Annotated in this window: 19 protein-coding genes; 8 read left to right on the forward strand and 11 right to left on the reverse strand. The window is 71.3% G+C overall.

Going from position 1 to position 23077, the window contains the following annotated elements; translation table 11 throughout:
- Window positions 1–4 precede the first annotated feature (4 nt).
- Entirely contained in the window at window positions 5–376 is a 372-nt protein-coding gene (locus tag FRADC12_RS25745; RefSeq protein ID WP_045878552.1) for an ABC transporter ATP-binding protein/permease, read from the forward strand.
- A gap of 61 nt (window positions 377–437) precedes the next feature.
- On the opposite strand, the gene FRADC12_RS25750 is transcribed toward FRADC12_RS25745, so the two are convergent.
- From FRADC12_RS25750 to FRADC12_RS25760, 3 genes are all read right to left on the reverse strand, one after another.
- Window positions 438–1166 carry a carbonic anhydrase gene (locus tag FRADC12_RS25750; RefSeq protein WP_283215134.1) on the reverse strand — a complete coding sequence of 243 codons (729 nt, stop codon included), beginning with the start codon at window positions 1164–1166 and terminating at the stop codon, window positions 438–440.
- A gap of 311 nt (window positions 1167–1477) precedes the next feature.
- Window positions 1478–1921 (reverse strand): VOC family protein, encoded by a 444-nt coding sequence (locus FRADC12_RS25755; protein ID WP_045878553.1) that lies wholly within the window; start codon window positions 1919–1921, stop codon window positions 1478–1480.
- A 135-nt stretch (window positions 1922–2056) separates the two neighbouring features.
- A complete protein-coding gene (locus tag FRADC12_RS25760) occupies window positions 2057–2464 on the reverse strand; it encodes a RidA family protein (protein ID WP_052711178.1) in 408 nt (135 codons plus the stop codon).
- 251 nt (window positions 2465–2715) lie between these two features.
- Here FRADC12_RS25760 and FRADC12_RS25765 point away from each other — a divergent pair, with 251 nt between their 5' ends.
- From FRADC12_RS25765 to FRADC12_RS31785, 5 genes are all read left to right on the forward strand, one after another.
- A complete protein-coding gene (locus FRADC12_RS25765) occupies window positions 2716–3054 on the forward strand; it encodes a 2-oxoacid:acceptor oxidoreductase family protein (protein ID WP_052711179.1) in 339 nt (112 codons plus the stop codon).
- 344 nt (window positions 3055–3398) lie between these two features.
- On the forward strand, window positions 3399–4952 hold the full coding sequence (locus tag FRADC12_RS25770) for a cytochrome ubiquinol oxidase subunit I (RefSeq protein WP_045878554.1): 1554 nt from the start codon (window positions 3399–3401) through the stop codon (window positions 4950–4952).
- Between the two features lie 31 nt (window positions 4953–4983).
- On the forward strand, window positions 4984–6222 hold the full coding sequence (gene cydB, locus FRADC12_RS25775; protein WP_232304052.1) for a cytochrome d ubiquinol oxidase subunit II: 1239 nt from the start codon (window positions 4984–4986) through the stop codon (window positions 6220–6222).
- Window positions 6219–10097 (forward strand): thiol reductant ABC exporter subunit CydD, encoded by a 3879-nt coding sequence (gene cydD, locus FRADC12_RS25780; RefSeq protein ID WP_052711180.1) that lies wholly within the window; start codon window positions 6219–6221, stop codon window positions 10095–10097. The genes cydB and cydD overlap by 4 nt, the downstream gene beginning before the upstream one ends.
- 440 nt (window positions 10098–10537) lie before the next feature.
- Window positions 10538–10867: a hypothetical protein gene (locus FRADC12_RS31785; RefSeq protein ID WP_157489038.1), complete on the forward strand. Its 330-nt coding sequence runs from the start codon at window positions 10538–10540 to the stop codon at window positions 10865–10867.
- Window positions 10868–10964: 97 nt separating this feature from the next.
- On the opposite strand, the gene FRADC12_RS25795 is transcribed toward FRADC12_RS31785, so the two are convergent.
- Window positions 10965–11843, reverse strand: a complete 879-nt coding sequence (locus tag FRADC12_RS25795; protein ID WP_045878556.1) for a universal stress protein — start codon at window positions 11841–11843, stop codon at window positions 10965–10967.
- Between the two features lie 743 nt (window positions 11844–12586).
- Window positions 12587–13624: an Acg family FMN-binding oxidoreductase gene (locus FRADC12_RS25800; protein WP_045878557.1), complete on the reverse strand. Its 1038-nt coding sequence runs from the start codon at window positions 13622–13624 to the stop codon at window positions 12587–12589.
- 675 nt (window positions 13625–14299) lie between these two features.
- Between FRADC12_RS25800 and FRADC12_RS32555 the strand changes: the two genes are divergently transcribed.
- Window positions 14300–14545 carry a cation transporting ATPase C-terminal domain-containing protein gene (locus FRADC12_RS32555; RefSeq protein WP_045878559.1) on the forward strand — a complete coding sequence of 82 codons (246 nt, stop codon included), beginning with the start codon at window positions 14300–14302 and terminating at the stop codon, window positions 14543–14545.
- 70 nt (window positions 14546–14615) lie between these two features.
- Here FRADC12_RS32555 and FRADC12_RS25815 read toward each other — a convergent pair whose 3' ends face one another.
- From FRADC12_RS25815 to FRADC12_RS25825, 3 genes are all read right to left on the reverse strand, one after another.
- Window positions 14616–15992, reverse strand: coding sequence for a PP2C family protein-serine/threonine phosphatase (locus tag FRADC12_RS25815; protein WP_198153043.1), 1377 nt, complete (start codon window positions 15990–15992; stop codon window positions 14616–14618).
- Between the two features lie 70 nt (window positions 15993–16062).
- Window positions 16063–17307, reverse strand: coding sequence for an EAL domain-containing protein (locus tag FRADC12_RS25820; RefSeq protein WP_045880244.1), 1245 nt, complete (start codon window positions 17305–17307; stop codon window positions 16063–16065).
- Window positions 17308–17389: 82 nt separating this feature from the next.
- Complete coding sequence (locus FRADC12_RS25825; protein WP_052711182.1) at window positions 17390–18058, reverse strand: CBS domain-containing protein; 669 nt, start codon at window positions 18056–18058, stop codon at window positions 17390–17392.
- Between the two features lie 408 nt (window positions 18059–18466).
- On the opposite strand from FRADC12_RS25825, the gene FRADC12_RS25830 reads away from it, so the two are divergent.
- Entirely contained in the window at window positions 18467–19441 is a 975-nt protein-coding gene (locus tag FRADC12_RS25830; RefSeq protein ID WP_045878561.1) for a universal stress protein, read from the forward strand.
- 295 nt (window positions 19442–19736) lie between these two features.
- Here FRADC12_RS25830 and FRADC12_RS25835 read toward each other — a convergent pair whose 3' ends face one another.
- The 3 genes from FRADC12_RS25835 to FRADC12_RS33950 form a co-directional block, all read right to left on the reverse strand.
- Entirely contained in the window at window positions 19737–19931 is a 195-nt protein-coding gene (locus FRADC12_RS25835; RefSeq protein ID WP_045878562.1) for a DUF2188 domain-containing protein, read from the reverse strand.
- 170 nt (window positions 19932–20101) lie between these two features.
- Entirely contained in the window at window positions 20102–22510 is a 2409-nt protein-coding gene (locus tag FRADC12_RS25840) for a phosphoketolase family protein (protein ID WP_045880246.1), read from the reverse strand.
- Window positions 22507–22884 carry a helicase associated domain-containing protein gene (locus tag FRADC12_RS33950; RefSeq protein ID WP_349305909.1) on the reverse strand — a complete coding sequence of 126 codons (378 nt, stop codon included), beginning with the start codon at window positions 22882–22884 and terminating at the stop codon, window positions 22507–22509. The genes FRADC12_RS25840 and FRADC12_RS33950 overlap by 4 nt, the downstream gene beginning before the upstream one ends.
- Window positions 22885–23077: the final 193 nt, after the last annotated feature.

A 23077-nucleotide genomic window follows, 5' to 3' on the forward strand; every position in this document is an offset into this window, starting at 1 on the left:
GCCGTTGCTGCTCCTGTTCGTCGGTGCCTGGCGGACCGCGACCGGAACGCTGGAGATCGGTGACGTGGTCGCCATCTGGGGGTTCTGGATGCGCGGATCGACCGCGCTCACGCAGGTCATGACCAGCCTGCCGGACGTCCTCGCCGGAACGGCCGCCAGTGAACGCACAGCCGAACTACTCCAGGAACGCCCCGCGGTGGCTGACCGACCCCAGGCACCCGCCCTGGCCGTCACCCGGGGTGGCGTCGCCTTCGAAGGGGTCTGGTTCGCCTACCCGGGACGGGAGTCACGAGTCTGCGACATCGGTACCCATTCCGCACTGCTCGGCTCGTCGCCGACCTACCGTTCCTACTGCCGCGAACAGGCGGTTGCCTGACCGCCGCGGCACCGGCGGGCGTCGGCGTGCCGATCGGGGGGTTACGGCAGGCGCCTGGTCATCATGACCGAGGCCAGCGGCCTGCCTCGGTGCGCAGCGGGCCGTGGCTGGCCACGACACCGACCGTCCCGTCCGCGAGGCGGTAGGACAGTCCGACGACGGCGCACCGCCCCGCCGCGACCTCGGTCGCCAACAGCACCGACCGTCCCATCAGGCCCTCGACCGTCCGCTGGATGTGCGTGCGGACGAACTCGTCGATGTCGGTCGCGCCGGCGGCGCGGGCCTCCAGGATGCTCGGCATGACCCGTTCCACCACGTCCCCGATGTAGCCGGCCGGCGCGACGCCGTCGCGGTCGGCCTCCGAGGCCGCGGTGACGGCGCCACACGAGTCGTGGCCGAGGACGACGACCAGCGGCGCCTGCAGCACACCGACGCCGTACTCGATGCTGCCGAGCACCTCCGGCCCCGCGACGTGGCCCGCGGTACGCACCACGAACAGGTCTCCCAGCCCGCGGTCGAAGATGATCTCTGCGGCGAGGCGGGAGTCGGAGCATCCGAACAACACCGCGAACGGATGCTGCCTCGGTGCCACGGCGGAGCGACGATCGGCGTCCTGGTTCGGGTGAAGCCGGTCCCCATGCACGAAGCGGTCGTTGCCCTCCAACAGAGCCGCGTACGCGTCGGCGGGCGAGGCGGGAGCGAGGTCGGGCATGCGCAGCAACGTACCTGACCAGCAGTAGCGCGCCAGCCGCTTCACTCCGAGGATGGAGAAGGTCACGTTCGACCGCACGAAAGCCACGTGACTGGGTGAAGCGGGCCGGCTCCGGCAGGCACGGGAAACCTGACAGCCACTGTCCCTCGTCGCCTGGTCGAGGCCGTCCACCCACCGTGGTCATTCCCGGCTACCGCGTTCGCGGTACGCGTCGGGCGTGGCGTCACGGAACGCGACGCCGAACGCGGGCGCCAGAAGGCCCCAGCGCGCCGCTGGGGGAGGGCCGTCAGCCGGGCACGGTGAACGTCAGGAGCTCGACCGTCGCCGTCGCCGTCGCCGTCACCGTCACCGTCCTGCATGCTTGGCGGGCCCAGTTCAACCCCGCGCAGTCAGGCCGGGGCGTCGGCGTCCTGCATCGAGGTCGCGAACTCCTCGGGGCACTGCTGCGCCGCCGCCGGATCCATCCACATGACCTGCCAGCCTTGGCCGTCGAGGTCGTAGAAGCTGCGCGAGCACATGAAGCCGTAGTCCTCGAGGCCATCTGCCTCGACGCCGCCCGCGGCCAGCGCGGCCTCGGCCACCGTGTTGACCTCCTCGCGGGAGGAGACACTGAAGCAGTAGAGCGCGAGCGTGTGCGTGGCGGGATCGGCCATCGGGAGTTTCGCCAGCTCCGCGAACTTCTGGTGGCTGACCAGCATGACGCTGGCCTGTTCGCCGATCAGCATGCAGGCCGCGGTCTCGTCGGTGAATCCAGGGTGGAAGCCGAACCCGAGCTTCGCGAAGAATTCCTTGCTGCGCTGGAGGTCCGCTACGGGGATGCTCACGAACAGCATGCGGCCAGCATGTGCGGGGACGGTCACGGCAGGTCTCCCCAGGTCGGTAGCGCGACAGGTCCGGCCTGGTAGACCAGGCGGGCCGGCGGAACCCATCGGTAGAGCTGGCAGCGTCCTCGCGCGAGGCGTGACCGCTTACGACGCGGCGACGACCGCGATTTCGAGCAGCCAGGACGGCTGGGCGAGAGCCGGGACGGTCACCAGCGTGCTGGCCACCCGGCGGCCGCCGAGGAATTCGTCGCGTGCCGCCATGGCCTGCGCCAACGCGGGCGTCCCCGCGGTCGCGACGAGGTAGGTGGTGATGCTGACGATGTCCTCGACCGTCATGTCGGCCTCGGCCAGTAGCGTGCCGATGTTGATCCACACCTGGCTGGCCTGGGCCGGCACCCCGTCCGGTACCGAACCGTCCGGCGCCACCGGCACGGCCCCGGAGGTGTGCAGCCACCGGTTGGCGTTCTCGACCAGGACCGCGTGGGCATAGCGGGCCGCCGGCGGGGCCATGCCGTCGGGGTTGATCGTTCGGCGGGCGACGGCGTCGGACATGCCTAGACCCTAACGCCCGCTGCGAAGCTGCTTGTCGGCGGTGCCACGGCGTCCGGCCGCACTGTCCACTTCGGCTGACTGGTGGTCCTGGTCGTCCGGCACCGTTTCCTCGGCGTCGCCCGGCGGCGCTGACAGGCCGGCGCGCACGTGCTCACCGCACTCCTCGGCGGCCTCGGCGGTGGCCCGTAGCCGGACTCGCGAACGGATCCGAACAGTCGGGTTCTGGTCAGTGTTCTTTCTTGATGCGGGGTATGCGGGCGGACGGGTATGTCCTCGTCAACTCTTCCCGCGAGGCCGACGAACTGGGGCTGGGACACCTCGCCGTGCGGCACGGCCTACCGGCGGTGCGTATGCTGACGGTCCCCGCCAGTGAAATCGCCCAACGAACCCTTGGGCAGCCGCTGCCGAACACGGCTCTACTCGGCGCGTTCGCGGCGCTGACCCGAGTCGTCTCCCTCGCCGGCGTTGAGACCGCGATTCTGGAGTCGTTGCCGGGCCAGCTCGCCCGAGGCAACGTCGAGGCCGCCCGTGCGACGCACGCCTTCGTCTGCCATAGCCTCAACCGCCAGCAGGACCTCGCGCATCGGTAGAAGCCGGCGAGAGAGCCCTTCGGCCCGGTGGTCGCACATCGACCGCCGGGCTTTGTTCATGCGGGACTGATACGGCGGCCGACGGCCGCCGAAATGGCCAGGGCCGTCCGCGCGACCATGGCTCGGTCGTACGGCTGCCGGTGTCTTGATCGCAGGCTCAGGCCGAACCGCCGTCATTCAAGGGCGACGTCTGCAGCCTCCAGGCACCGGTGCGGTGCCCATCGGGCGCCGCTGGCGCGACCTTCGGTGCGTCGTCAGGGGCCAAACGGACCGGTCCCTGACGGTGCTCTCACCGGCAGTCTTGCGTTCGGCGGCCCCGTTGGGCACGAATTCGGAGGTGGCGGATGAGCGGCGAGACGATCGCGCGCTGGCAGTTCGGTATCACGACCGTCTACCACTTTCTGTTCGTGCCGTTGACCATCGGCCTGTCGCTGACCGTCGCGTCGATGCAGACGGCGTGGGTACGGACGCTGAATCCGGACTGGCTGCGGCTGACCCGGTTCTGGGGAAAGCTGATGCTCATCAACTTCGCGATGGGCGTCGTCACGGGCATCGTGCAGGAGTTCCAGTTCGGGATGAACTGGTCTGACTACTCGCGGTTCGTCGGGGACGTCTTCGGGGCGCCGCTCGCGATGGAGGCGCTGGTCGCCTTCTTCCTCGAGTCGACGTTCCTCGGTCTCTGGATCTTCGGCTGGGACCGGCTATCACGCCGAGTGCATCTCGCGACGATCTGGCTGGCATCGGCCGGCACGGTGATCAGCGCCTACTTCATCCTCGCGGCGAACTCGTGGATGCAGCACCCCGTCGGCTACCGGATCGACCCGAGAACCGGGCGCGCGCAGCTGACCTCCATCTGGAAGGTGCTGACGAACACCACTCAGCTGGTCACCTTCCCGCACGTCCTGGCGGGGTCGCTGGTCACCGCGGGCGCGGTGCTGATGGCCCTGTCTGCCTGGCATCTGCGTCGCGGCCACCAGATCGACCTGCACCGCAGGGCCGCGAAGCTCGGCGTCGGCATCACCATCGCCGCGTCGCTGGCCACCATGGGCTTCGGTCACCTGCAGGCGCAGGTGATGACCAGGCAACAGCCGATGAAGATGGCTTCCGCCGAGGCCCTCTGGACGACCGAGACCAACGCGCCGTTCTCCCTGTTCGCCTACGGCGACGTGAACCGGGGCCGCAACAAGGTCGACATCAGGATTCCGGGCCTCCTGTCGTTCCTGGCGACCAACTCGCCGAGCGGGCAGGTGCGCGGCGTCCAGGACGTCGCCGCCGCCGAGCAGGAGAAGTACGGCCCTGGCGACTACACGCCGGTCATGGGCGTCACCTACTGGACCTTCAGGCTGATGATGGGCTTCGGCGGGCTGTCGTTGCTGTTCGCACTGGCGTTCGGCTCCTGGCTGCGCCGCACGGGCAGGACCCCGCTCGACGAGCCGGTCACAGACCCGGCCGCGCTCATGACGGAGCCGACCGGGGCCCAGCCCCCGCGCACACCGAGCGACGAGCCCGTCGCCATACCGCCAGCCAGGGCAGGCTCCCGTGTGTCAGGCCTGTTCCTGCTCGCGGTCGTGTGGGGCGCGGCCCTGCCCTACCTCGCGAACTCGGCTGGCTGGATCTTCACCGAGATGGGCCGGCAGCCCTGGCTGGTGTTCGGGGTCCTGCGCACGGCGGACGGTGTCTCGCCCGGTGTGTCGACCGCCGCCGTGCTCGTGACACTCATCGGTTTCACCCTCTTGTACGGAGTACTGGCGGTCATCGCGCTGCGGCTCTTCCTACGTCACGGCCGCGAGGACATCCCCGAGCTGCCGGGGCGCGGCGGACCAGCCTCTGGCGGCGGCGGTGCCGGTCCCGGCGGCGCGGACGACGACCTTGACCGGCTCCCCGCTCTGGCGTACTGAGCCCGCCGACGACTGGCAGAGGAGATGTGCGGTGCTTGCCAACTTCTGGTTCGTGCTCGTCGCGATCCTGTGGACGGGCTTCTTCGTCCTTGAGGGCTTCGACTTCGGTGTCGCCGCCCTGCTCGGTGTCCTCGGCCGTGCGGGGCGTACGGCCGACCCGGCGCACGTGCCCGAACAGACCGCGTCCGAGGCGGTGGAACGTGACCGCCGCGCGGTGCTCGGCGCCATCGGCCCCGTCTGGGATGGTAACGAGGTCTGGCTGCTCACCGCGGGCGGTGCCATGTTCGCCGCGTTCCCCGAGTGGTACGCCAGCTTGTTCAGCGGCTTCTACCTCGCGTTGTTCCTCGTACTGGCCTTGCTGATCGTGCGCGGGATCGCGCTGGAGTACCGGGGGAAGGCGGCGACCGCCGCCGGCCGAGCCTGGTGCGACCGCGGAATCGTGCTTGGCGGGGCATTGGCGCCGCTGCTGTTCGGCGTGGCGTTCGCGAACATCGTGCGCGGCGTGAAGATGACATCCGACCACGAGGTGACGTCCAGCCTGCTTGACCTGCTGAACCCGTACGGCCTGCTCGGCGGCGTCACCGTGCTGCTGTTGTGCCTGCTGCACGGCGCGGTCTTCCTTGCCCTGAAGACCTCGGGCCGGGTACGCGGCCGGGCACGAGCCGCGGGCGACGCCCTCTTCGCGCCGGCCGCCGCGGCCCTGTTGGCCTTCCTCGTCTGGACCGTCGTGTTGCGTGGCGGCGCCGCGGTCGATGCCATAGCCGCGGTGGTGGTCGTCGCGCTGCTCGCCGCGCTGGCGGCCCACCGGGCCGAGCGGGACGGCTGGGCGTTCGCCGCCACAGCGGGGACGCTCGCCGGCCTGGTCGCGACCTGGTTCGTGGCGATCGCACCGGAGGTGCTGCCGCGGCTCGGCGGCGGCCCAGGACTGACGATCCACGAGGCGGCCTCCTCGCCTTACACCCTGAAGGTGATGACGGTGGTCGCCCTGATCGCCACTCCGGTGGTGCTGGCCTACCAGGCCTGGTCGTACTGGGTGTTCCGTCGCCGGCTTTACGGCGCGGATGGCCCGGCGGCCCTCACGGCCACGGGCGGCCCACGCGGCGGCCACCCTGGCGCGGGCGTGACGGCCGGCCGGGCCGGATCGACGGCCGTGCCGCCGGCCCCGACGGCCGACGCGGCGCCGGCCGTCGACCAGCCAGCGCTTGCCGCGCCCGCGCAACTGGCCGATCCGGCCGCTCCGGTCCAGCGGAAGCCGGGACCCACGTCGTGAAACCGGTCGACCCGCGCCTGCTGCGCGCCGTACCACGGCTGCGCGGATACCTCGGCCGACTGGTCGTGCTCACGGCCGTGTCGACCTCGCTGTTGCTCGTGCAGGCGACGTTCCTCGTCGACGCGGTCGTGCGCGGAAGCAGCGGCCGTCTCGGGCCGGGCGCGCTGGCGGGAACGCTCGGGGCGTTCGTCGGCGCGGTCGCGGCGCGGGCCGGCGTCGGCTGGCTCATCGCCCGCGACGGCGAGCGGACCGCCCCGCGCGTGATCGCCGATCTGCGGGCCCGCGCCCTCGAGGCGACAGTGGCCAGGGCGGCCCACGCGCAGCCGGTTCCTGGTGCTGGGCGCCTCGCGCCGGTGATGGGCGCGGGCCTCGACGGGGCCGAGACCTACCTGACCCGGTTCCTGCCCGCGCTGATGACGGTGGCCGTCGTGCCGCCCGTCATTCTGGCCGTTCTGGCCTGGACGGATCTGACGAGCGCCGTGATCCTGGGGCTGACGCTGCCGCTCGTCCCGGTCTTCATGGTGCTGGTGGGCCTGGCGACCCGGAAGCGCGCCGAACAGCGGCTGGCCGTGCTCACCCGGTTGTCGCAGCACTTCCTCGACGTTGCCGGTGGACTGGTGACGCTGCGGGTCTTCGGCCGCGCGCGGGCGCAGGTCGAGACCATTCGCCGGGTCAGCGCGGCCTATCGGGTCGAAACCATGGCCTCGCTGCGGATGGCCTTCGCGTCGTCGCTGGTGATGGAGCTGTTGGCGACGCTGTCGGTGGCGCTGGTCGCCGTCTCGGTGGGGCTACGGCTCGTCGACGGATCGGTCGGCTTCTCGGCCGCGCTGCTCGTCGTCATGCTCGCGCCCGAGGTCCACGCGCCGCTGCGCCAGGTCGGCGCGCAGTTCCACGCGACGATGGCGGGGCTTACCGCGACCCGGGAGGCGCTGGACCTCATCGACGCGGCGCCGTCGGTGCCGTCGGTGCCGCAAGCGGCTCCGTCGACGGATCCAGCACCGGTGCAAGCCGCCGGCCCCGTCGAGGTGCGGTTGGTCGACATCGGCCTGCACCGGGCGACGGCGGCCGAGCCGACGCTGCGCGCGCTGTCACTGACGCTGCGGCCGGGGGAGATCACCGCGCTGGTCGGGCCGAGCGGAGCCGGCAAGAGCAGCGTGCTGGACGTGCTGCGCGCAGCGGTGCGGCCGTCCGCCGGGCGTGTGCTCGTCGACGGTGTCGACGTCTCGACGATGGCGCCGTCCGTCTGGCGGGACCGGGTCACCTGGCTTCCCCAACGCCCACACGCGCTCGCGGCCGGAGCAACCGAGCTGCTGCGGGCCGGTCGGGTGGCGACCGTCGCCGACGAGGTCGCTCTGGGCCTGCCGCGGGGCAGGTCGGCCTCCGCGCCCGGCGAGGCCGGGGCCGTGGCCGTGGTCGCGGCGGCGATGGCCGCGGCGGGCGCGCCGGAGCCGGGCAAGCCCCTCGGCGAGGACGGCCGCGCGTTGTCCGCCGGGGAACTGCGCCGGACCGCGCTCGCCCGGACGCTCGCCAGGCAGGCTCCGCTGGTGCTCCTGGACGAGCCGAGCGAGAGCGTGGATCCCGCCACCGAGGCGCACGTCGCGAGGGCCGTCGCCGGGATGCGCGGGCGCGCGACCGTCCTCGTCGTCGCCCACTCCGCCGCTCTCACCGAAATGGCGGACCGTGTCATCACGTTGCGGGAGGGGCGCGTCGTCGCCGACGAACCCGGTCGTCGCCCGGCCGCCGGAGATGCGGACAGCCTCGAGCCCGATCACCCGCGACCTCACCACGAAGCCGTGACTGGGGTGCTCGCCGACGGCCCCCGGCCCGTACCCGACGCGTCGCGCCCCGGAGGGCCCTCCGGCAAGACGGTCCAGCTTCCCGCCGCGCCGGCCTCGGGCCCGCGCGTCGTCTCCGGCCGGCCGGGCCGCGCCGGCCCTCGTAGGCCCGGACGTGCCATCACTCGCGACAGCCCGCTCGCCGGGCTGTTGTCGGGGCAGGGCTGGGTCCGGCTGGGGCTCGGCGTCGCGGCGGGAGCCGGAGCCACCCTGGCCGGGTCCGGGCTCACCGCGACGGCGGCCTGGCTGATCAGCCGGGCATCGGCGCATCCCCCGGTGCTCACGCTCATGGTGGCGACTGTGGCCGTCCGGGCTTTCGGACTGGCCCGGCCGGCGCTGCGCTACGGCGAGCGGCTGCTCACCCATGACGCGGCCCTGCGCGGCCTGGCCGGACTGCGGGCCGCGGTGTTCGGCCATCTGACGACGCTCTCCCCGGCGGCGTTGGCCGCGCGGCACCGCGGTGATCTGCTCCGGCGCGTCACGGTCGACGTCGACGGACTTGCCGAGGCCCTGCCCCGCGCCATCGCCCCGCTCGCCGTCGCCGCTCTTGCCGCGGTCGGCGTGACGGGTGTCCTCGCCGTGCTGGCGACGCCCGCCACGGCAGCGTTGATCGCGGCCGGGCTGACCCTCGCGGGGCTCGCCGCGGCCCTGGGCGCGGCCACGGCCCGCACGGCCAGGCGCGCGGTCAACCGCGGGCGCGGCGACCGGGATGCGGCGGTGGTGGCGCTGGTCGAACGGCTCGACGAGGCGGTCGCGTTCGACGTCGCCGCCGGCAGCCTCGATGCCCTGCGCCGGTTCGACCTCGACCTGGTCCGAGCGGCGACAGCCCGGCGCCGCTCGGCCGCCTGGGCGGGGCCCGCGCAGGCACTGACCGCCGGCCTGTGTACCGCCGCGGTCACGGCGGCGGGCATCGGCGCGGTCCACGCAGGTGCGTTGCACTGGGAGCTGCTCGCCGTCCTGGCACTGCTCACCCCCGTGATCTTCGAGCTGACCAGCGGCCTCCGGGACGCATTCACCGCCGTCGGTGACGCCCGCGACGCCGCCATCCGCGTACTCGACGTCCTCGGCCCTGACCTGGACAGTCACGCCGCCACGGACGCTCTCGTCGCGCAGCCGCCGGACCCACCGACGCCCCGCGCGGACCCGGCCGCGCCCCTCGACCGCGCCTGCGTCGCCGCTGGTCTCCCCGACGGACCGCTCGGCGTCCGACTGACCGGGGTCCGCGCCGGATACCGCGGCACTCCGGCGGCGAAGGTCCTCGAAGCCGTGGACCTTCGAATCCCAGCCGGCGGGCGCGTGGCGCTCACGGGCGCGAGCGGCTCCGGCAAGAGCACGCTCGCGTCCCTGCTTCTACGGCTGGCCGAGCCGTCGGCCGGCCAGATCGAGTTCGGCAACGCGGCCGGTTGGGTCGATGTCCGTGACCTGCCCGAGCAGCAGCTGAGGGGGGCGGTCGCCGCGCTGACGCAGGACGCCCATCTGTTCGACGCCACCATCCGGGAGAACCTTCGGCTGGCCAGGCCAAACGCGCCCGAGACCGCCCTCGTCGCCGTTCTCGGCCAGGTCGGCCTCACCGAGTGGCTGACGACCTTGCCACTCGGCCTGGACAGCCGCGTCGGCGTCGACGGCGCGCGGATGTCGGGCGGCCAGCGTCAACGTCTTCTCCTCGCCCGGGTCCTGCTCGCGGACGCGCGGGTCCTAGTCATCGACGAGCCGACAGCACACCTCGACGCCGCTACCGAACGTCACATCCTCGATGTCCTTCTCGGCCTGCCAGCCAACCGCACGATCGTGATCATCACCCATCGGGCGACCGGCCTCGACCGCATGGACGCCGTCTACCGCCTGGCGGGCGGCCGGCTCACCTCCTTGAGCACTGGACCATCCCGACGGCCTGAACCGTCCCGGACCACGGTGCTCGACCCGGAGGAGCGAACGGCATCGCGGTGCCAGGAAGGATGGCTGACCGGCGAGGACGGCCGGCATTGGAGCGGGCACAACGACGGGGGAGTTCTGGAGGTCGGGAGCATTCCTGCCCGCTGAAGAGGTGATACCCGATGTCTGGCGTCACCGATAAGGTTCCCCACAGGCGCCGGCGCCGCCGCGACAGCCAGTCCGCGTCGATGTCCGGTAACACCAGGACCATCGCCGAGGCGGTCGCGGCAGGTCTCGCGGACCGGATGAGGACCGAGCTGGTCGAGGTGAACGCCGCGCCAGGCGTCCTGGCCGACGATGTCGACCTGCTCGCCGTCGGCGGGCCCACGCCTACCTTCGGCATGAGCCGCCCCGCGACGCGGCGGGACGCGGCGCGTCAGCTCGCGGCAGCGGCCAGACCCGCCGGTGCCGTGGGCTGTGCTGACGGCATCGGAATACGGGAGTGGCTGACGCGTGTCGATTCGGCCGGCCCGCGCCGGTGGCGGCTGTCCTCGATACCAAGGTCCGCTCGCCGCTGCCTGGGGCGGCCGCGGTCAAGGCCGCGTGCCATGGCTGCGGGCCTCACCGCCACCGTCCTCAGCGGCCTTCGTGACTACCACCGGGACAAGTGGCGCGAGAAAATGGTCGCAAGGTCGATCGAGAAGGGGATGACGACGAGCGACTTCGCGGACGACTTCATTGTGGAGCGCGCGAGTTCCGAGGACGCCGCCGACGAGCCGGATGACGTCCAGGTTGAAAGGCCCTACCAGACCGGCCCTGACTCCAGACAGGCGCAGACGCTGCGCGCTTTCGAGCAGCAGGGTGGAGACATCGTCTCGGAGGGCGTTTTCCACACGCCTCGCCCGAGGCGCTCGCGCGAGATCCCGCGAGACGAGTGAGAGGGTACGGCGAGCACCCGGGCGAGTCTTCCGGTGAGGTGGCGACGGCGTCCCCGACGCCACCTGCGGCCGCCCACTCATCAGGGCGCGGGTCAGGCTAGGAACGTAGGACGGCGACGGGGCGCGGCGCATGCAGCATGCACTGGTGCGCGGTCGAGCCCAGGACGAGTTCGGTGAAGCCGCCCCGGCCCCGGGAGCCGACGACCAGGAGCTGGGCGTCCCGGGCGGCCTGCAGCAGCCCGCGGCTGGGGAACTCGTCGACGGCGATCCGGTGGATCTCGACCCCGGTGTCGTTGCCGATGTCCGACGCCATCACGTCAGCGAGCAGCCGCTCGGCGTTCCGCTGAAGTGATGGGTAGAAGTCGACCAACGGCGGCCCGGGCGGAGTGACGTAAATGCTGTACGCGTGCACCAGGTGCAGGGGAACCTCGCGCTCGGTGGCCTGAGTGAGCGCCCAGCGCACGGCGGCGTTGGAAGGCGCCGAGCCGTCGACGCCGACCGCGATCGGCCGCCCGCCGCCTGAGCCGGCATCGGATTCCAGACCATGGACGACGATGACGGGGCTGGCCTGGCAGTGCAGCAGGCGCTGGGCCACGGACCCGGCTGTGATGCGGTGCGCGATGCCCGGTCCGCGTGGACCGACCACGATCATCGCGGCGGTCTTGGCGTTGTCGGCGAGGGCCTGCACGGGATCTTCGTTGACGACGGCCCGGCGCAGCTCTACCGGCGGGTCAGGCATGGGGACGTGTGCGATCACGCGGTCCAAGGTGAGGTCCGCGGCCTTCGTGAGCCCGAGGTAGTCGGCGTTGGCGGCCGCCTGGTAGACGGGCCGAGGTACGCCGTCAGCCGTCCAGCCCAGCAGGGCGGTCACCGGCCGGCTCTCCAGAAGCGCCGTCGCATAGGCCCAGCGCAGGGCGGACTCCGAACCCGGCGAGCCGTCGATTCCCACGAGAATCTCCCGGCTGTCGATGCTCATAGTCGTCCTTCCGCCGATGTGGGCCATAAACGATCGCCGGGGTCAGCGGTCTTGCAGAACTGACGCCGACGCTCTGCGTGGCATCGACGACCTTCGTGCGAGCTGTGCGCTGACGTGGCGATGGACGCTGGGCAGCCAGGTATCTGCCTGCCCAGCGTCCATCGGCCGTCTACCGCAGTGTCGGCCCGTGTCGGCCCGCGCTGGTGACCCCGCGGATACGACCGGTACGGGCCTGTCACCCGAGAAACGACGGGCCGTTGTCCAGGTCCGCCAGCCCTCGTCAGCGGGGGTACTGGGGATGTCCTGCTGCCTGCCTGCCGGGGGGACAAGTGCCGCGTGGACAGAGGAGGTCGCCTTCGCGAGCGCGACCGACCCGGTCCTGACGATCGTGGTCTCCACCGGCGGGCACCTCAAGACCGTCGAGCGGTTCGCGGTGACCGGAGCGCGCCCTGGCCGCGCCCCCCAGCACTCGCCGGGCGGTGACGCGCTCGGAGCGGATCGTCCTCGGCGGTTGAGCGGATTCCGGCCGCCGTGTGGGGCCGCCGCGATGTGCGGCGCTGATCCGACTGGGGCGAACTCCGCTCGGCCAATGGCCATGCGTCGCCCCGCCTCTACGCGGCCCTCGACCGGGGCGGTCGCGCAGGCCCCGCGCAAGGAATGCTCCGCACCCGACGGCTCGTCACTTCCGGCAGAATTCACCACAATCCTCAGCGACCATGGGCTTTTCTGTCAGCGGTGCCGGTTCAGCTATCGCTGAGGTGCTCGAGTACCTCCCCGATGGGACGGCGCCGGGTGGGAGTGAACGCGGGCGCCGACGTGTCCGGGTATCCCACCCGCAGGATCATCTGGGTCAGGCCGGTGCCGCCGGTCAGGGAGTGGACGAGGGAACGGGTCGCTTCGATGTCGAGCGCCTGGCCGAGCGGTGAAGTGGCGAGGCCGGCCGCTGTGGCGGTGAGCAGGACGCGGCTCAGCGCTCGACCTGCGCGTAGGCGGTCCGCGGGACCGTCCGCGTCGGTGCCGATCACCAGCACGTCGGGACGCTCGACCTGCGCTGTCCGGGCTCGTTCTTCGGCCTCGCTGGGGCTGGCCGGCTCGCCGCCCGTGCCGCCGGTGAAGTCCCGGGTCGGGAACTCTTCGACGCGGGGCTCGGCGCTCGACAGGGCCGTGGGGCGTGGGATGCCGTCGGTGGCCTCGGAGTCGTAGCGGATCCAGGAGGCGAGCTCGGCCTGATATCCCGGGTCGTGCTGTTCGGCCCAGTCGGCCCTCGCCAGCAGGACCGCCAGCTCCACCCGGGCGTCTTCACTGGTCAGGGTGGCCAGCCAGCAGCCCTCCGCCTCGGCGGCCCGCCGGAGCTCGTGCACCTGCTCGGCGGGCAGCGGGGCTGTGGTGAACGGGCGGCGGTCGGTGTGCCGGAGCGTGAGCGCCGCGGCGAGCCGCTTCTCGTCGGGCGTCGGTGGACGGGTGCCTTCGATACGCAGTGTCGCGAGCGGCACGGTGGCGAGGTCAGGACCGTCGGAAAGGTCGCTGACCTCGACGTCGAGGCCAGCGGCGCGCAGCGACAGCCAGGCGTTCAGCAGTGCGGCGCCGCAGCTGATCACCATCTGCCGGTGGTCGGGGTCGATCACCGGCAGGGCGCGGGAGAGGTCCGCGTACAGCTCCAGGGTCTCGTCGCGGTACCGCCATCTCCAGGGCTGACTGTTGTGGATCGACGGTGCGAGCCCACCTGCCTCGACGGCCGCGTACACCTGCTCGGTCGAGATCGTCGTGCCGTCCGTGCCCATCGTCTGTCTCCTCGCCGTCATTACCGAAATAGCTCGCCGGCCCGGGCCTCGACCGGACTCCGACCTCGGCAGGGACCTTCAAGTTGCGGATTCTGACACCTGTGCCCGGCGCAGACGGGTCAGCGCGAGGTTGGCGAGCAGCCGAGCTTCACCGGCGGCGCCCGGTTCGCCGTGACCGTGCCGGTCCCCGGCGGCCGCCGCCTGCCGGAGAGCGTGGTGGGCCACGTGGACATCCTGGAATGACAGGGGGCAGGTGTCCTCGGAGACCCGCGGTACCACCCGAGGAAGCGCTCCGCGGCGGCCGCGGTGCCCAGCCGTTCGAGGTCCATAGCCAGCGACGCGACATCGCGCAGCACGTCGCCGACGCGCACTCCGAGGTCGTGACCAGCACCTGGGTTGTCATCACGGTATGGACCGGCAGATTGGCCACGTCTTCCGCAGAGGCCTGGAATGTCCCGCGCCCGTCGGACCGCCGGCCGTTCTGCTCGTCGGAGCCGCCATCTCGTGGGGCGGTGTGCGCGTCCACTCGTGCCTCCTCCGACGGAACAGGTCGGCGCCCGATGGCCGCTGGTTTCCTCTTCATGGTGCGACGTCTGGAGGCGGGGCACGACCGACCGAACGCTGAGGAGACGGGGCCGTTTGGACCGCCGCCCCAGGGTCGTCCGGCACGGGGCAGTGACCAGCGGAACGAGCCGGTCCGGCCGCGAGTACCGAGCGCACCCTGGAGCGGGTCGCCCGTGCGGCGCCGCGGCGCTCCGCGGCGCCGGGCTCTTCAGCAGCCGGCTACTGCTCTACGGCATCGCCTTCGAGATCGCGTTCGCGATCGCGGTCGTCTACCTGCCGTTCCTGCACTCCGTGCTGGGGACTGCCGCCGTCAGCCCCACGAACCTGCTCATCCTGCTGCCCATGCCCGTCTCATAGGGGGCGCTGACGAGCTCTGGCGGGCCGCCCGCCGCCGCTCGGTCGCGGTCTTCGAGCGGTTCGACTAGCGTCACGCGGCTCGGTTCGGCCCACGAGCATGACCTTCGCCTGGGGTGCGGATCGTGAGGACAGCCAGATCGTCATGACCATCGCTGGGATGTTCGTCGGCCAAGGCCTGGCACAGGATCGGCAGCGGCCGGTCGCGGTGAGCCGAGGCCAGCGCGGCGAGCGCCTCCAGGCCGTGGTCGATCGAATGGCACCGGTCCTCGACCAGGCCATCGGTGAACAGGATGAGGGTGGCGCCCGGCGGCAGAACAAGGCTGTGGTCGCGTCGAGGCAGGCGGACGTCGACGCCGAGCGGCACATCGGGGACGACGTCCAGATAGCGGCTCGTGCCGTCGGGAGACAGCAGCAGCGGTGGGACGTGACCGGCGACGCTGAAGGTCATCCGCCAGGCATCGCCCGCCGGCTCGATGCGCGCGAGGCAGACGGTCGCGATGGGACCGTCGTCGATGGCTTGGAGGGTGCGGTCGAGCTGAGTCAGCACAGAGCTGGGCGGCCCCTCCTTGTCATAAAGCAGCGCGCGCAGCATGTTGCGGGTCTGCGCCATGGCCGCCGCGGCGACGAGGTCGTGGCCGACGACGTCACCGATCACGGCTCCGACGGCGCCGTCAGGCAGCTGCAGGGCGTCGTACCAGTCGCCCCCGACGTGTCCGGTCCGCGTGCCCCGCTCGGACGAGGCCTTGTAGACCGCGGCGACGGACAAGGGCGACAGGTCGGGCAGGCTTGGCAGGAGAAGCCGCTGGAACTGCTCGGCGCTTGCACGGACCTGGTCGAACAGGCGGGCGTTCTCGACCGCGACGCCGGCGGCACCTGCCAGCGCGATGACGACAGCCTCATCGTCCTGGTCGAAAGGTCGCCCGTCGGACCGTTCGCACAGGTAGATGTTGCCGTAGATCCGACCGCGCACTCCGATGCCGACGCCGAGCATCGTGCGCATCTGAGGATGACCCGGCGGAAACCCCACCGAATCCGGGTGCGCATGAATGTCGTCTACGCGCAGCGACCCGGGCGACTGAATCAACCGGCCCAGGAGGCCCCGCCCGTGGGGAAGCTCGACACCCGCGAGATCGCGGTACTCCGGTTCGCTGAGGCCGATCGGGATGAACTCGGCCAGGCTTTCGCCCCGTTCGTCCAGCACGCCCAGGGCGCCGTAGCGGGCGCCGACGAGCTCCATCGCGGTACTGACGATCTGGCGCAGCACCACGGGCAGATCCAGTTCCCGGCTGACGACCAGCACCGCAGCCAACAGCGCCTGAACCCGCTGGTTAGCCCGGGAAAGCTGTTCGACCCGGTCGTCGGTCGGCCCAGCCATCCCGACCGAGTGTCTTCTCGCCTGGGCTGCCTGTGCTGACCACTGGCGCAGGTCATCCCTGTCCTGGCTCACAGAGCCCCTCCAAGGCGCAGCCGGGATCCGAGACTCCGCCACACGCCCCGGGCCGCCTGCTTTGGGGCTCCTACGCTCTGCCATGACCGGCGGGAACCGGCCTGCTGAGACAGGCGCCGCGAATCTCGGTGGCCGGTCGACCGAGCAGGTAGCCCTGACCGTAGCGGATGCCAGCCGCGACGACGGCGTCGAACTCCTCAATGGTCTCGATTCCCTCGGCGACGACCCGACCGTCGATCTCCGCGGCCACCTTGGTCAGGCCGGCGGCCACGGCACGCCGCGCCGGATCGAGATGGATGCCGTGCGTGATGAAGCAGTCCATCTTGATGACTTCGGGCCGCAGGTGCAGAAGCTGCTCCAGCCCCGAGTAGCAGCTTCCGACATCGTCCACCGCGATATGCGTTCCGTGCCCACGCAGCACCTCGACGGCCAGGAGCAGGTCGTCCTCGGCGCGGATGTACTCGTGTTCGGTGATCTCGACCACGACACGGTGCGGAGCTCCCGTTCCGGCGATCAGGTCAATCAGGTCGCCCGTCACCGTGCTCGGCGACGCGTTCACCGCGAGGATCACGCCGGACGGCATGTCGGGAAGCGCCCGCAGAGCGTTGCGGATGGCGGCCATCTCCAGCTCGGCGCCCAGGCCCACGCCAGCCGCAGCCGCGAAAACATCCTCGGGTCCCGGCAGACCAACCTGGAACCGCGACAGTCCTTCGACCGCCACGGTTCGCCCGGTGGCCAGGTCGACGACTGGCTGGAAGGCCATCTCCGGGCCGTCCTGGTCGAGCAGGTCGCGGACCTGTCGCCAGGCCGCGCTGCGGGTATCCCACAGCCGCCGCAGATCGATCACGAACTCCGAAAGGAACGAAGCGAGCAACCGGAGGAACCCGCCATCGCTCTGGTGGAGCGAGGGGCCGGGCTGCCGGCCGAGGCAGCCGAGCATGCCGTACACCTGGCCGTCGAGGTCCGTCACCGGAGTCGCCGCGTACGACCCGATGCCCAGCTCGCGGACCGACGGCACGTCGCGGGTGCGCGGATCAGCCCGGACATCAGGGAGCAGCGACGGAAGATCCCCAGCCAGGACCCGTGCGTACAGCGAGCCCACACGGCGGATGCTGGCGCCCGCTCCCAGCCCAAAGTCGATGCCGTCGCCGCTGACGACCTGAAGGGTGAGCAGTTCGCCGTCCAGCCGCCCGAGCCAGGCGAAATCCATCTGCAGGCGGCGCCTCAGCACCTCGAGCAACTGGACGAGGACCGCCCAGGGTTCCGGAACCTCCGTTCGAGGCCCCAGACAAGACGTTCGGCGCCGCGGCGCCACCTCGGCCACCCGTTGGGCTTACCCGTAGTCATCCCGCTACACACGGCATGCTCCTAGGCTCCCGTCGAAGGGGCAGTAGTCCTCACACCGCTGGATCCTCAACGTCTGTCGCAGGCCGCTGATCTCCGCGTGGCGGGGAGGGCGGCTCGTCGGCGACGTTCGGGGTCCGGCTCACCGTGATGACGCCAGGGATCGCACGGATGAGGTGGTCGACGAGGGGGCGGGTCGGACCAGGCGGAGTGGCGATGCTGGCCTCGCCGTTGATCACCCGGACCTCGACTCGCTCCGGCGGGTACCAGTACGACAGGACGGCGCGGACGTCAGCCTCGATCTCGACATCCGGTCGGATCAGTGGTCTGACCGCGTCGCTTCTGCTGACCAGTCCGGCGAGCCGGTTGTCCTCGTCGAGCACCGGCATGCGGGTGAGGTGCTCGGCCAGCATGATTCTGATGACGTCGGCGATGTCGGTGCCGGTCCTCGTCACGATCACCGGCGAGGTCATCACGTCGGCCGCCGTATGCGGTGATGGGGCGTCGTCGGACAGGTCCCGACGGAGGTGGCGACGGGGGTCCGGCGCCGCCTCGATGGCGACCAGGTCCGCTTCGGTGATGATCCCGACCAGCTTTCCGTCGGCGGCTTCCACCGGCACCGCGCCGAAGCCGCTCCGGACCAGCAGGGCCGCGACTTCCTTCACCGGAATGTCCGGCCTCACGACCGACACCGGGGACGTCATGATCTCATCGACGCGCATGTCGACGTTCCTTCCGATCCGGCCCGACTCACCTGCGGCGTGCCTTCTCGCGCTGATGCGAGTGGCACTCCGCCGCTGAGGGGAGGGCGAGCGTGGTTCGAGTCTCCCCACCGCGGCGGCGTGGTAGGTGGGGCGAGATGTCTCAGGCGCACGGGCGGAACGGGCCGGCGCCAGGAGCCCTGACGGCCCGTCCGGGATGTCCGGCGCCGGCCGACAGGCCCGCGGGTCCCGGCCCAAGGGACTGGCCACGGCTGCCAGATGGCCGAGGCTCTCCCGGTTGTCTTGATGGAACAGTCCCATCAACCCGATCACCACGGAGATAGGCGCCAGGCGATCGGTGAAGATCACCCGGGACGTCGGCCCGAGCGGGCGGCGGATGGGTGCCGTATCGGACCTGGAGCGTGGGAAATGAACAACTCGCTACGAATTCTGGTCGGGGTCGACGGCTCTCCCGGTTCCGAGGCCGCCCTGCGGTGGGCGCTGGCGGAAGCGGCCCTTCGGGCCGCGAGCTCTGACGACGGTGCCCCGGCGTCCACCGTGACGGCGCTGCTCGCCTGGACCGGCGAGGGCCTGCCCGCAGGTCTGCTGCGCGCCGCGGAGCAGACCGAACAGGGCGCGCTCGGTGCTGCCGCCGCTGACATGCTCGAACGCACGATCAAGCGGGTCGGCGGTCCGGCGGTGCCGGTTGAGCTGCGTCGGCTGGTCGTGCAGGGCAAGCCGACGCAGGCCCTGACCGCGGCGGCCAGGAACTACGACCTGCTCGTCGTCGGCGAGCACGGACACACCCCCCTGCACCGGCGGACCGCCGGCTCGGTCAGCCAGGGTGTCGTCCACCACTCGGCGATTCCGGTCGTCGTCGCTCGCCGCGACGGCAAGCCGGCCGCGCCCACGCAGCGTGCCGATCGTCCGGTCGTCGTCGGGGTCGACGGGTCGGACCTGTCGTTGGGCGCCCTGCGGTGGGCCGCGCATGAGGCGGCGCTGCGCGGTGCCCCGCTGCGGGTGGTGCATGCCTGGGGCGGCCTGGACCAGATGTACGCCGAGGCGCTCGTCACCGCGCAGGGTGCCATTCTCCGTCAGGCCGGGGGCATTCTCAGCCAGGCGGTGACGCTCGGTCTCGACGGTGCGGCGGGCCTGCCCGTGGACACGGTCCTGTCACCCGACTCGGCGGTACGCGCGCTGATCCGTGAGGCCCGTGAGGCTCAGCTGCTGGTCGTCGGCAGCCGTGGCCTCGGTGGCTTCGCCCGTCTCATGCTCGGTTCCGTCAGCCACCAGTGCGTCCTGTACGCGGCCTGCGACACCGCCGTCGTCCACACTGACGGCGACGCGGTTCCGGTGGACACGCCGAACGCCGCGATGGCCGGCGCCAGTCTCACGGCCGACTAGGAATCCGAGACGGCTGACACATAGTCACAGCTGGCCGGGGCGCTTTTGAAGGACACGCCCCGGCCGCTGTCCTTCTCAAAGCCGGCCAATGGCGTGCGCGGATGCGCCCGCGTCTGACGGTCCGAAGGTCCTTCTGGGACCGCAGGTCGCCAGACGGGGCGGCGGGGGCCGAGATGTTTCGCTGGAACCATGGTCGGACGGGCATGCAGAGCGCGCAGCCGCTGCTGCGCGCCGACGGCGTACGGAAGAGCTACCGGACCGGCGCGGTCGAGGTGGCGGCGCCGCGGTCTGACTGCTAGACGGCGCCGCGGTGCTCGATGCTGCCGTCGAGGCGGTGGATGAACAGCTCGGCCGGCGCGGCCGCGGACGCGAGGTCGCGGAGGTGGTCGAGGGCGTCGCTCAGTTCCGAGTGAGTGTCGTAGATGTGCCGGCCGTGACGGCAGGCCCACTGGCCGTCGGCAAGCTCGATCGCTCGGAAGAACCAGCCCATACGAGGAGTCTCTGTCAGCTGAGAAGTCATCCCCAGTGGCCTTGGCCTGTCATCGACAGGCTTGACGTCCGGCGCTGCCACTGCCGATCGGCACGGGGGTGAGGAGCCGGCCGACCTGGATCTCGACAGGTGACAGGCTGTACCCGACGAAGCCCGGCGCGCTCGATGGGTCACAGGGTGGCCTCCGGCCAGGTCCAGTCCTGGACCTCGGGTAGATCCTCGAAATGTTCGGCGACATACGCCTCGTGGCGGGCGAGCTGGTTCTCGCAGTGGCTCACGAGCCGGTCGGTGCCAGGGTGGGTCGTGCGGGCGAACTCGACGGCGAGGCGGGCGAGGTGGTAGCGGCTGACGCCGTTCCTGACGACCATGTCGAATGGCGTCGTCGTGGTGCCCTGCTCCATGAAGCCGCGGACGTGAAACCGCTGTGGGTTCTTGCGGCCGTGGAGAAGCTGGTGGACGGCGCGGCTGTAGCCGTGGAACGCGACCACGACGTCGGTCTCGTCGGTGAACAATGCGCGGAACATCGGCGTCGAGAACCCGTGCGGATGCAGATCGGGCCGTAGCAGCGCCATCAGGTCGACGACGTTGACGAACCGCACCGCGAGGCTTGGCACGAAACGCCGCAACAGGTCGGCCGCAGCCAGAGCCTCCATGGTGGGGACGTCGCCGATTCCCACGATCACGACATCGGGATCGCGGCCGGCCCGTGCCTCTGTGCCGGCCCAGTCCCAGACCGAGCCGCCCCGTGCGCAGTGCTCCGTCGCCTCGTCGGCCGAAAGATACTGCAGGTGCGGCTGCTTGTCGGCGACGATCAGGTTGACGTGATCGCGGCTGCGCAGGCAGTGGTCGGCGACCGACAACAGGGTGTTCGCGTCCGGCGGCAGCCAGATCCGCGCGACGCCTGGGGACAGGGGTACCACGGTGTCGATCAGTCCGGGGCCCTGGTGAGAGAAGCCGTTGTGGTCGTTGCGCCAGCATGTGCTGGTGAGCAGGACGTTCAGGCTCGGTACCGGCGCGCGCCAGGGCAGCCTGGACGCTTCCTGCAGCCATTTCGTGTGCTGGACCAGCATCGACGCGGACACCATGGCGAATGCCTCGTAGGTGGCGAACAGCCCGTGGCGGCCGGTGAGGGTGTAGCTCTCCAGCCAGCCCTCGCACAGGTGCTCCGAGAGGACCTCCATCACCCGTCCGGCCGGGGAGACCCGGTCGTCGAGTGGATCCGCGGCGGCCACCAGGCAGCGGTCGCTCACGTCGAGGATCGCCCCGAGGCGGTTACTGGCGAGCTCGTCCGGGCTGAACACCCGAAACGTCGTCGGATTGTTCCGGTAGACGTCCGCGAGCAGCTCCCCGAGCGGACGGGTCGTCTCGTGGAAGGTGTTACCGCGGTGGTTTGGCCCGACATCGAGGGCATGGCTGCGCCAGTCGGGAAGCTGGAGGGCCGTCGTGCGCAGGCCGCCGTTGGCGTAGGTCGTCGCGCCGAGACGCTTCTCGCCGGTCGGGGCGAGCGCGGCGAGGTCTTCTGCGAACCTGCCTTCGGTGTCGAACAGCCGCTCCGGCCGGTAGGAACGTAGCCAGGCTTCGAGCTGGGCGAGATGCGCCGGGTTGTCCCGCACGTTCGCGAGCGGCACCTGGTGCGCCCGGAAGGTGCCCTCAACCCGGACCCCGTCGACCTCCCGCGGGCCGGTCCACCCCTTGGGCGTGCGAAGCACGATCATCGGCCAGCGCGGCGGAGCGGTCACCACCGCGCCTTCGGCCCGTGCATCGCGCTGGATGGTGCGGATGCTCGCGTGGGCGGTGGCGAGCGCGGCGGCGAAGTCGCGGTGCACCGCCCGCACGTCGCTGCCCTCGACCCACAGCACCTCGTAGCCGTGGCCGGCGAACAGCGTCGTCACCTGTTCACGGCTCCGCCGCCCGAGCACCGTCGGATTGGCGATCTTGTACTGGTTGAGGTTCAGGATCGGCAGGACGGCGCCGTCACGGCCTGGATGCAGGAAGTTGACACCCTTCCAGCTGCCCTCCAGCGGCCCGGTCTCGGCCTCACCGTCACCGACGACCGCGGCGACCAGCAGGTCCGGATGGTCGAACACGGCGCCGAAGGCGTGCACGAGGGCATAGCCGAGCTCCCCGCCCTCGTGGATGGACCCGGGGGTCGGGACGCTGACATGGCTGGGGATGCCACCGGGTGTGGAGAACTGGCGTACCAGGCGGGTGAGCCCGGCGACGTCGCGCGACACCGCCGGATACACCTCCGAATAGGTGCCCTCCAGGTAGGTGTTCGCCACCAGGGCCGGGCCACCGTGCCCGGGGCCCGCGACGTAGAGAACGTCCTGGCCGGTCCGGACCACGAGCCGGTTCAGGTGCGCGTAGATCAGATTGAGCGCCGGCGACGTGCCCCAGTGCCCCAGCAGCCGCGGCTTGATGTCATCGGCCCGCAGGTCCCTGCGCAGCAACGGGTTGTCGCGCAGGTAGATCTGCGCGACGGTCAGGTAGTTCGCCGCGTCCCAGTAGTCGATCAACCGGTCCAGGGCCGCGTCGTCGAGGTCCCTGCCGAGGCCGTCGGACTGCGTGGCCGCGATCATGCCGGCCGCCTGCTGCTGTGGCCCGGTGCGCCCGGAGCCCACCGCCACCCCGGGATGCTCTCGAGCGTTGCCCGGCGATCGGGGGCGAGCCGGTCTTCCAGGTGCGCCTCACGCTGGGTCGCGACCCACACGGCGAGCGGGAACCCGGACTCGTCGACGTAGCCGTGCGGCAGGTCTACACCGCTATGCACAGCGGCCCATTCCCTGACTGCGTCCAGTCCGCAGGCGAACTCGGCGGCCTCGGCAGCGGCGTCGGCCGCTGACAGATGCCCGACCGCCTGTTCCAGGCGTGTCGCCCGTACGCGCGCTGCGCGCTCGGCGGCGGGTCCTGACGGTGGATCTGACGCGGGAAACCTCACGGGCACTCCAGACACTCCAGACGCGACAAGCGGTCGTTTCAGATGTCGGGGGCTAGGCGTGGCGGTTGTCTCAACCAGCCAAGGCTACCCGCCGAGCGGCCGGCGGATCGAGCGTCGAGCGCCCGAGGCGATCCATTCGCAGGCTATCCGGGCGGTCGCTGAAAGCCGCCTAGGCCGAACGGCACCTGTTCCGGAGCGATTGGCCGCC

Source organism: Pseudofrankia sp. DC12 (genome assembly GCF_000966285.1).
In the GTDB taxonomy this organism is placed as follows: Bacteria; Actinomycetota; Actinomycetes; order Frankiales; family Frankiaceae; genus Pseudofrankia.

Coding starts and splice junctions, on each gene's coding strand:
- FRADC12_RS25800 (WP_045878557.1), bottom strand. CDS start 13,624: ATGGGCACGGACGGCACGACGATCTCGACCGAGCAGGTGTACGCGGCC.
- FRADC12_RS25830 (WP_045878561.1), top strand. CDS start 18,467: ATGAACAACTCGCTACGAATTCTGGTCGGGGTCGACGGCTCTCCCGGT.
- FRADC12_RS25760 (WP_052711178.1), bottom strand. CDS start 2,464: ATGTCCGACGCCGTCGCCCGCCGAACGATCAACCCCGACGGCATGGCC.
- FRADC12_RS25770 (WP_045878554.1), top strand. CDS start 3,399: ATGAGCGGCGAGACGATCGCGCGCTGGCAGTTCGGTATCACGACCGTC.
- FRADC12_RS25755 (WP_045878553.1), bottom strand. CDS start 1,921: ATGCTGTTCGTGAGCATCCCCGTAGCGGACCTCCAGCGCAGCAAGGAA.
- FRADC12_RS25795 (WP_045878556.1), bottom strand. CDS start 11,843: ATGAGCATCGACAGCCGGGAGATTCTCGTGGGAATCGACGGCTCGCCG.
- FRADC12_RS25765 (WP_052711179.1), top strand. CDS start 2,716: ATGCGGGCGGACGGGTATGTCCTCGTCAACTCTTCCCGCGAGGCCGAC.
- FRADC12_RS25840 (WP_045880246.1), bottom strand. CDS start 22,510: ATGATCGCGGCCACGCAGTCCGACGGCCTCGGCAGGGACCTCGACGAC.
- FRADC12_RS31785 (WP_157489038.1), top strand. CDS start 10,538: ATGGCTGCGGGCCTCACCGCCACCGTCCTCAGCGGCCTTCGTGACTAC.
- FRADC12_RS25825 (WP_052711182.1), bottom strand. CDS start 18,058: ATGCGCGTCGATGAGATCATGACGTCCCCGGTGTCGGTCGTGAGGCCG.
- FRADC12_RS25835 (WP_045878562.1), bottom strand. CDS start 19,931: ATGGGCTGGTTCTTCCGAGCGATCGAGCTTGCCGACGGCCAGTGGGCC.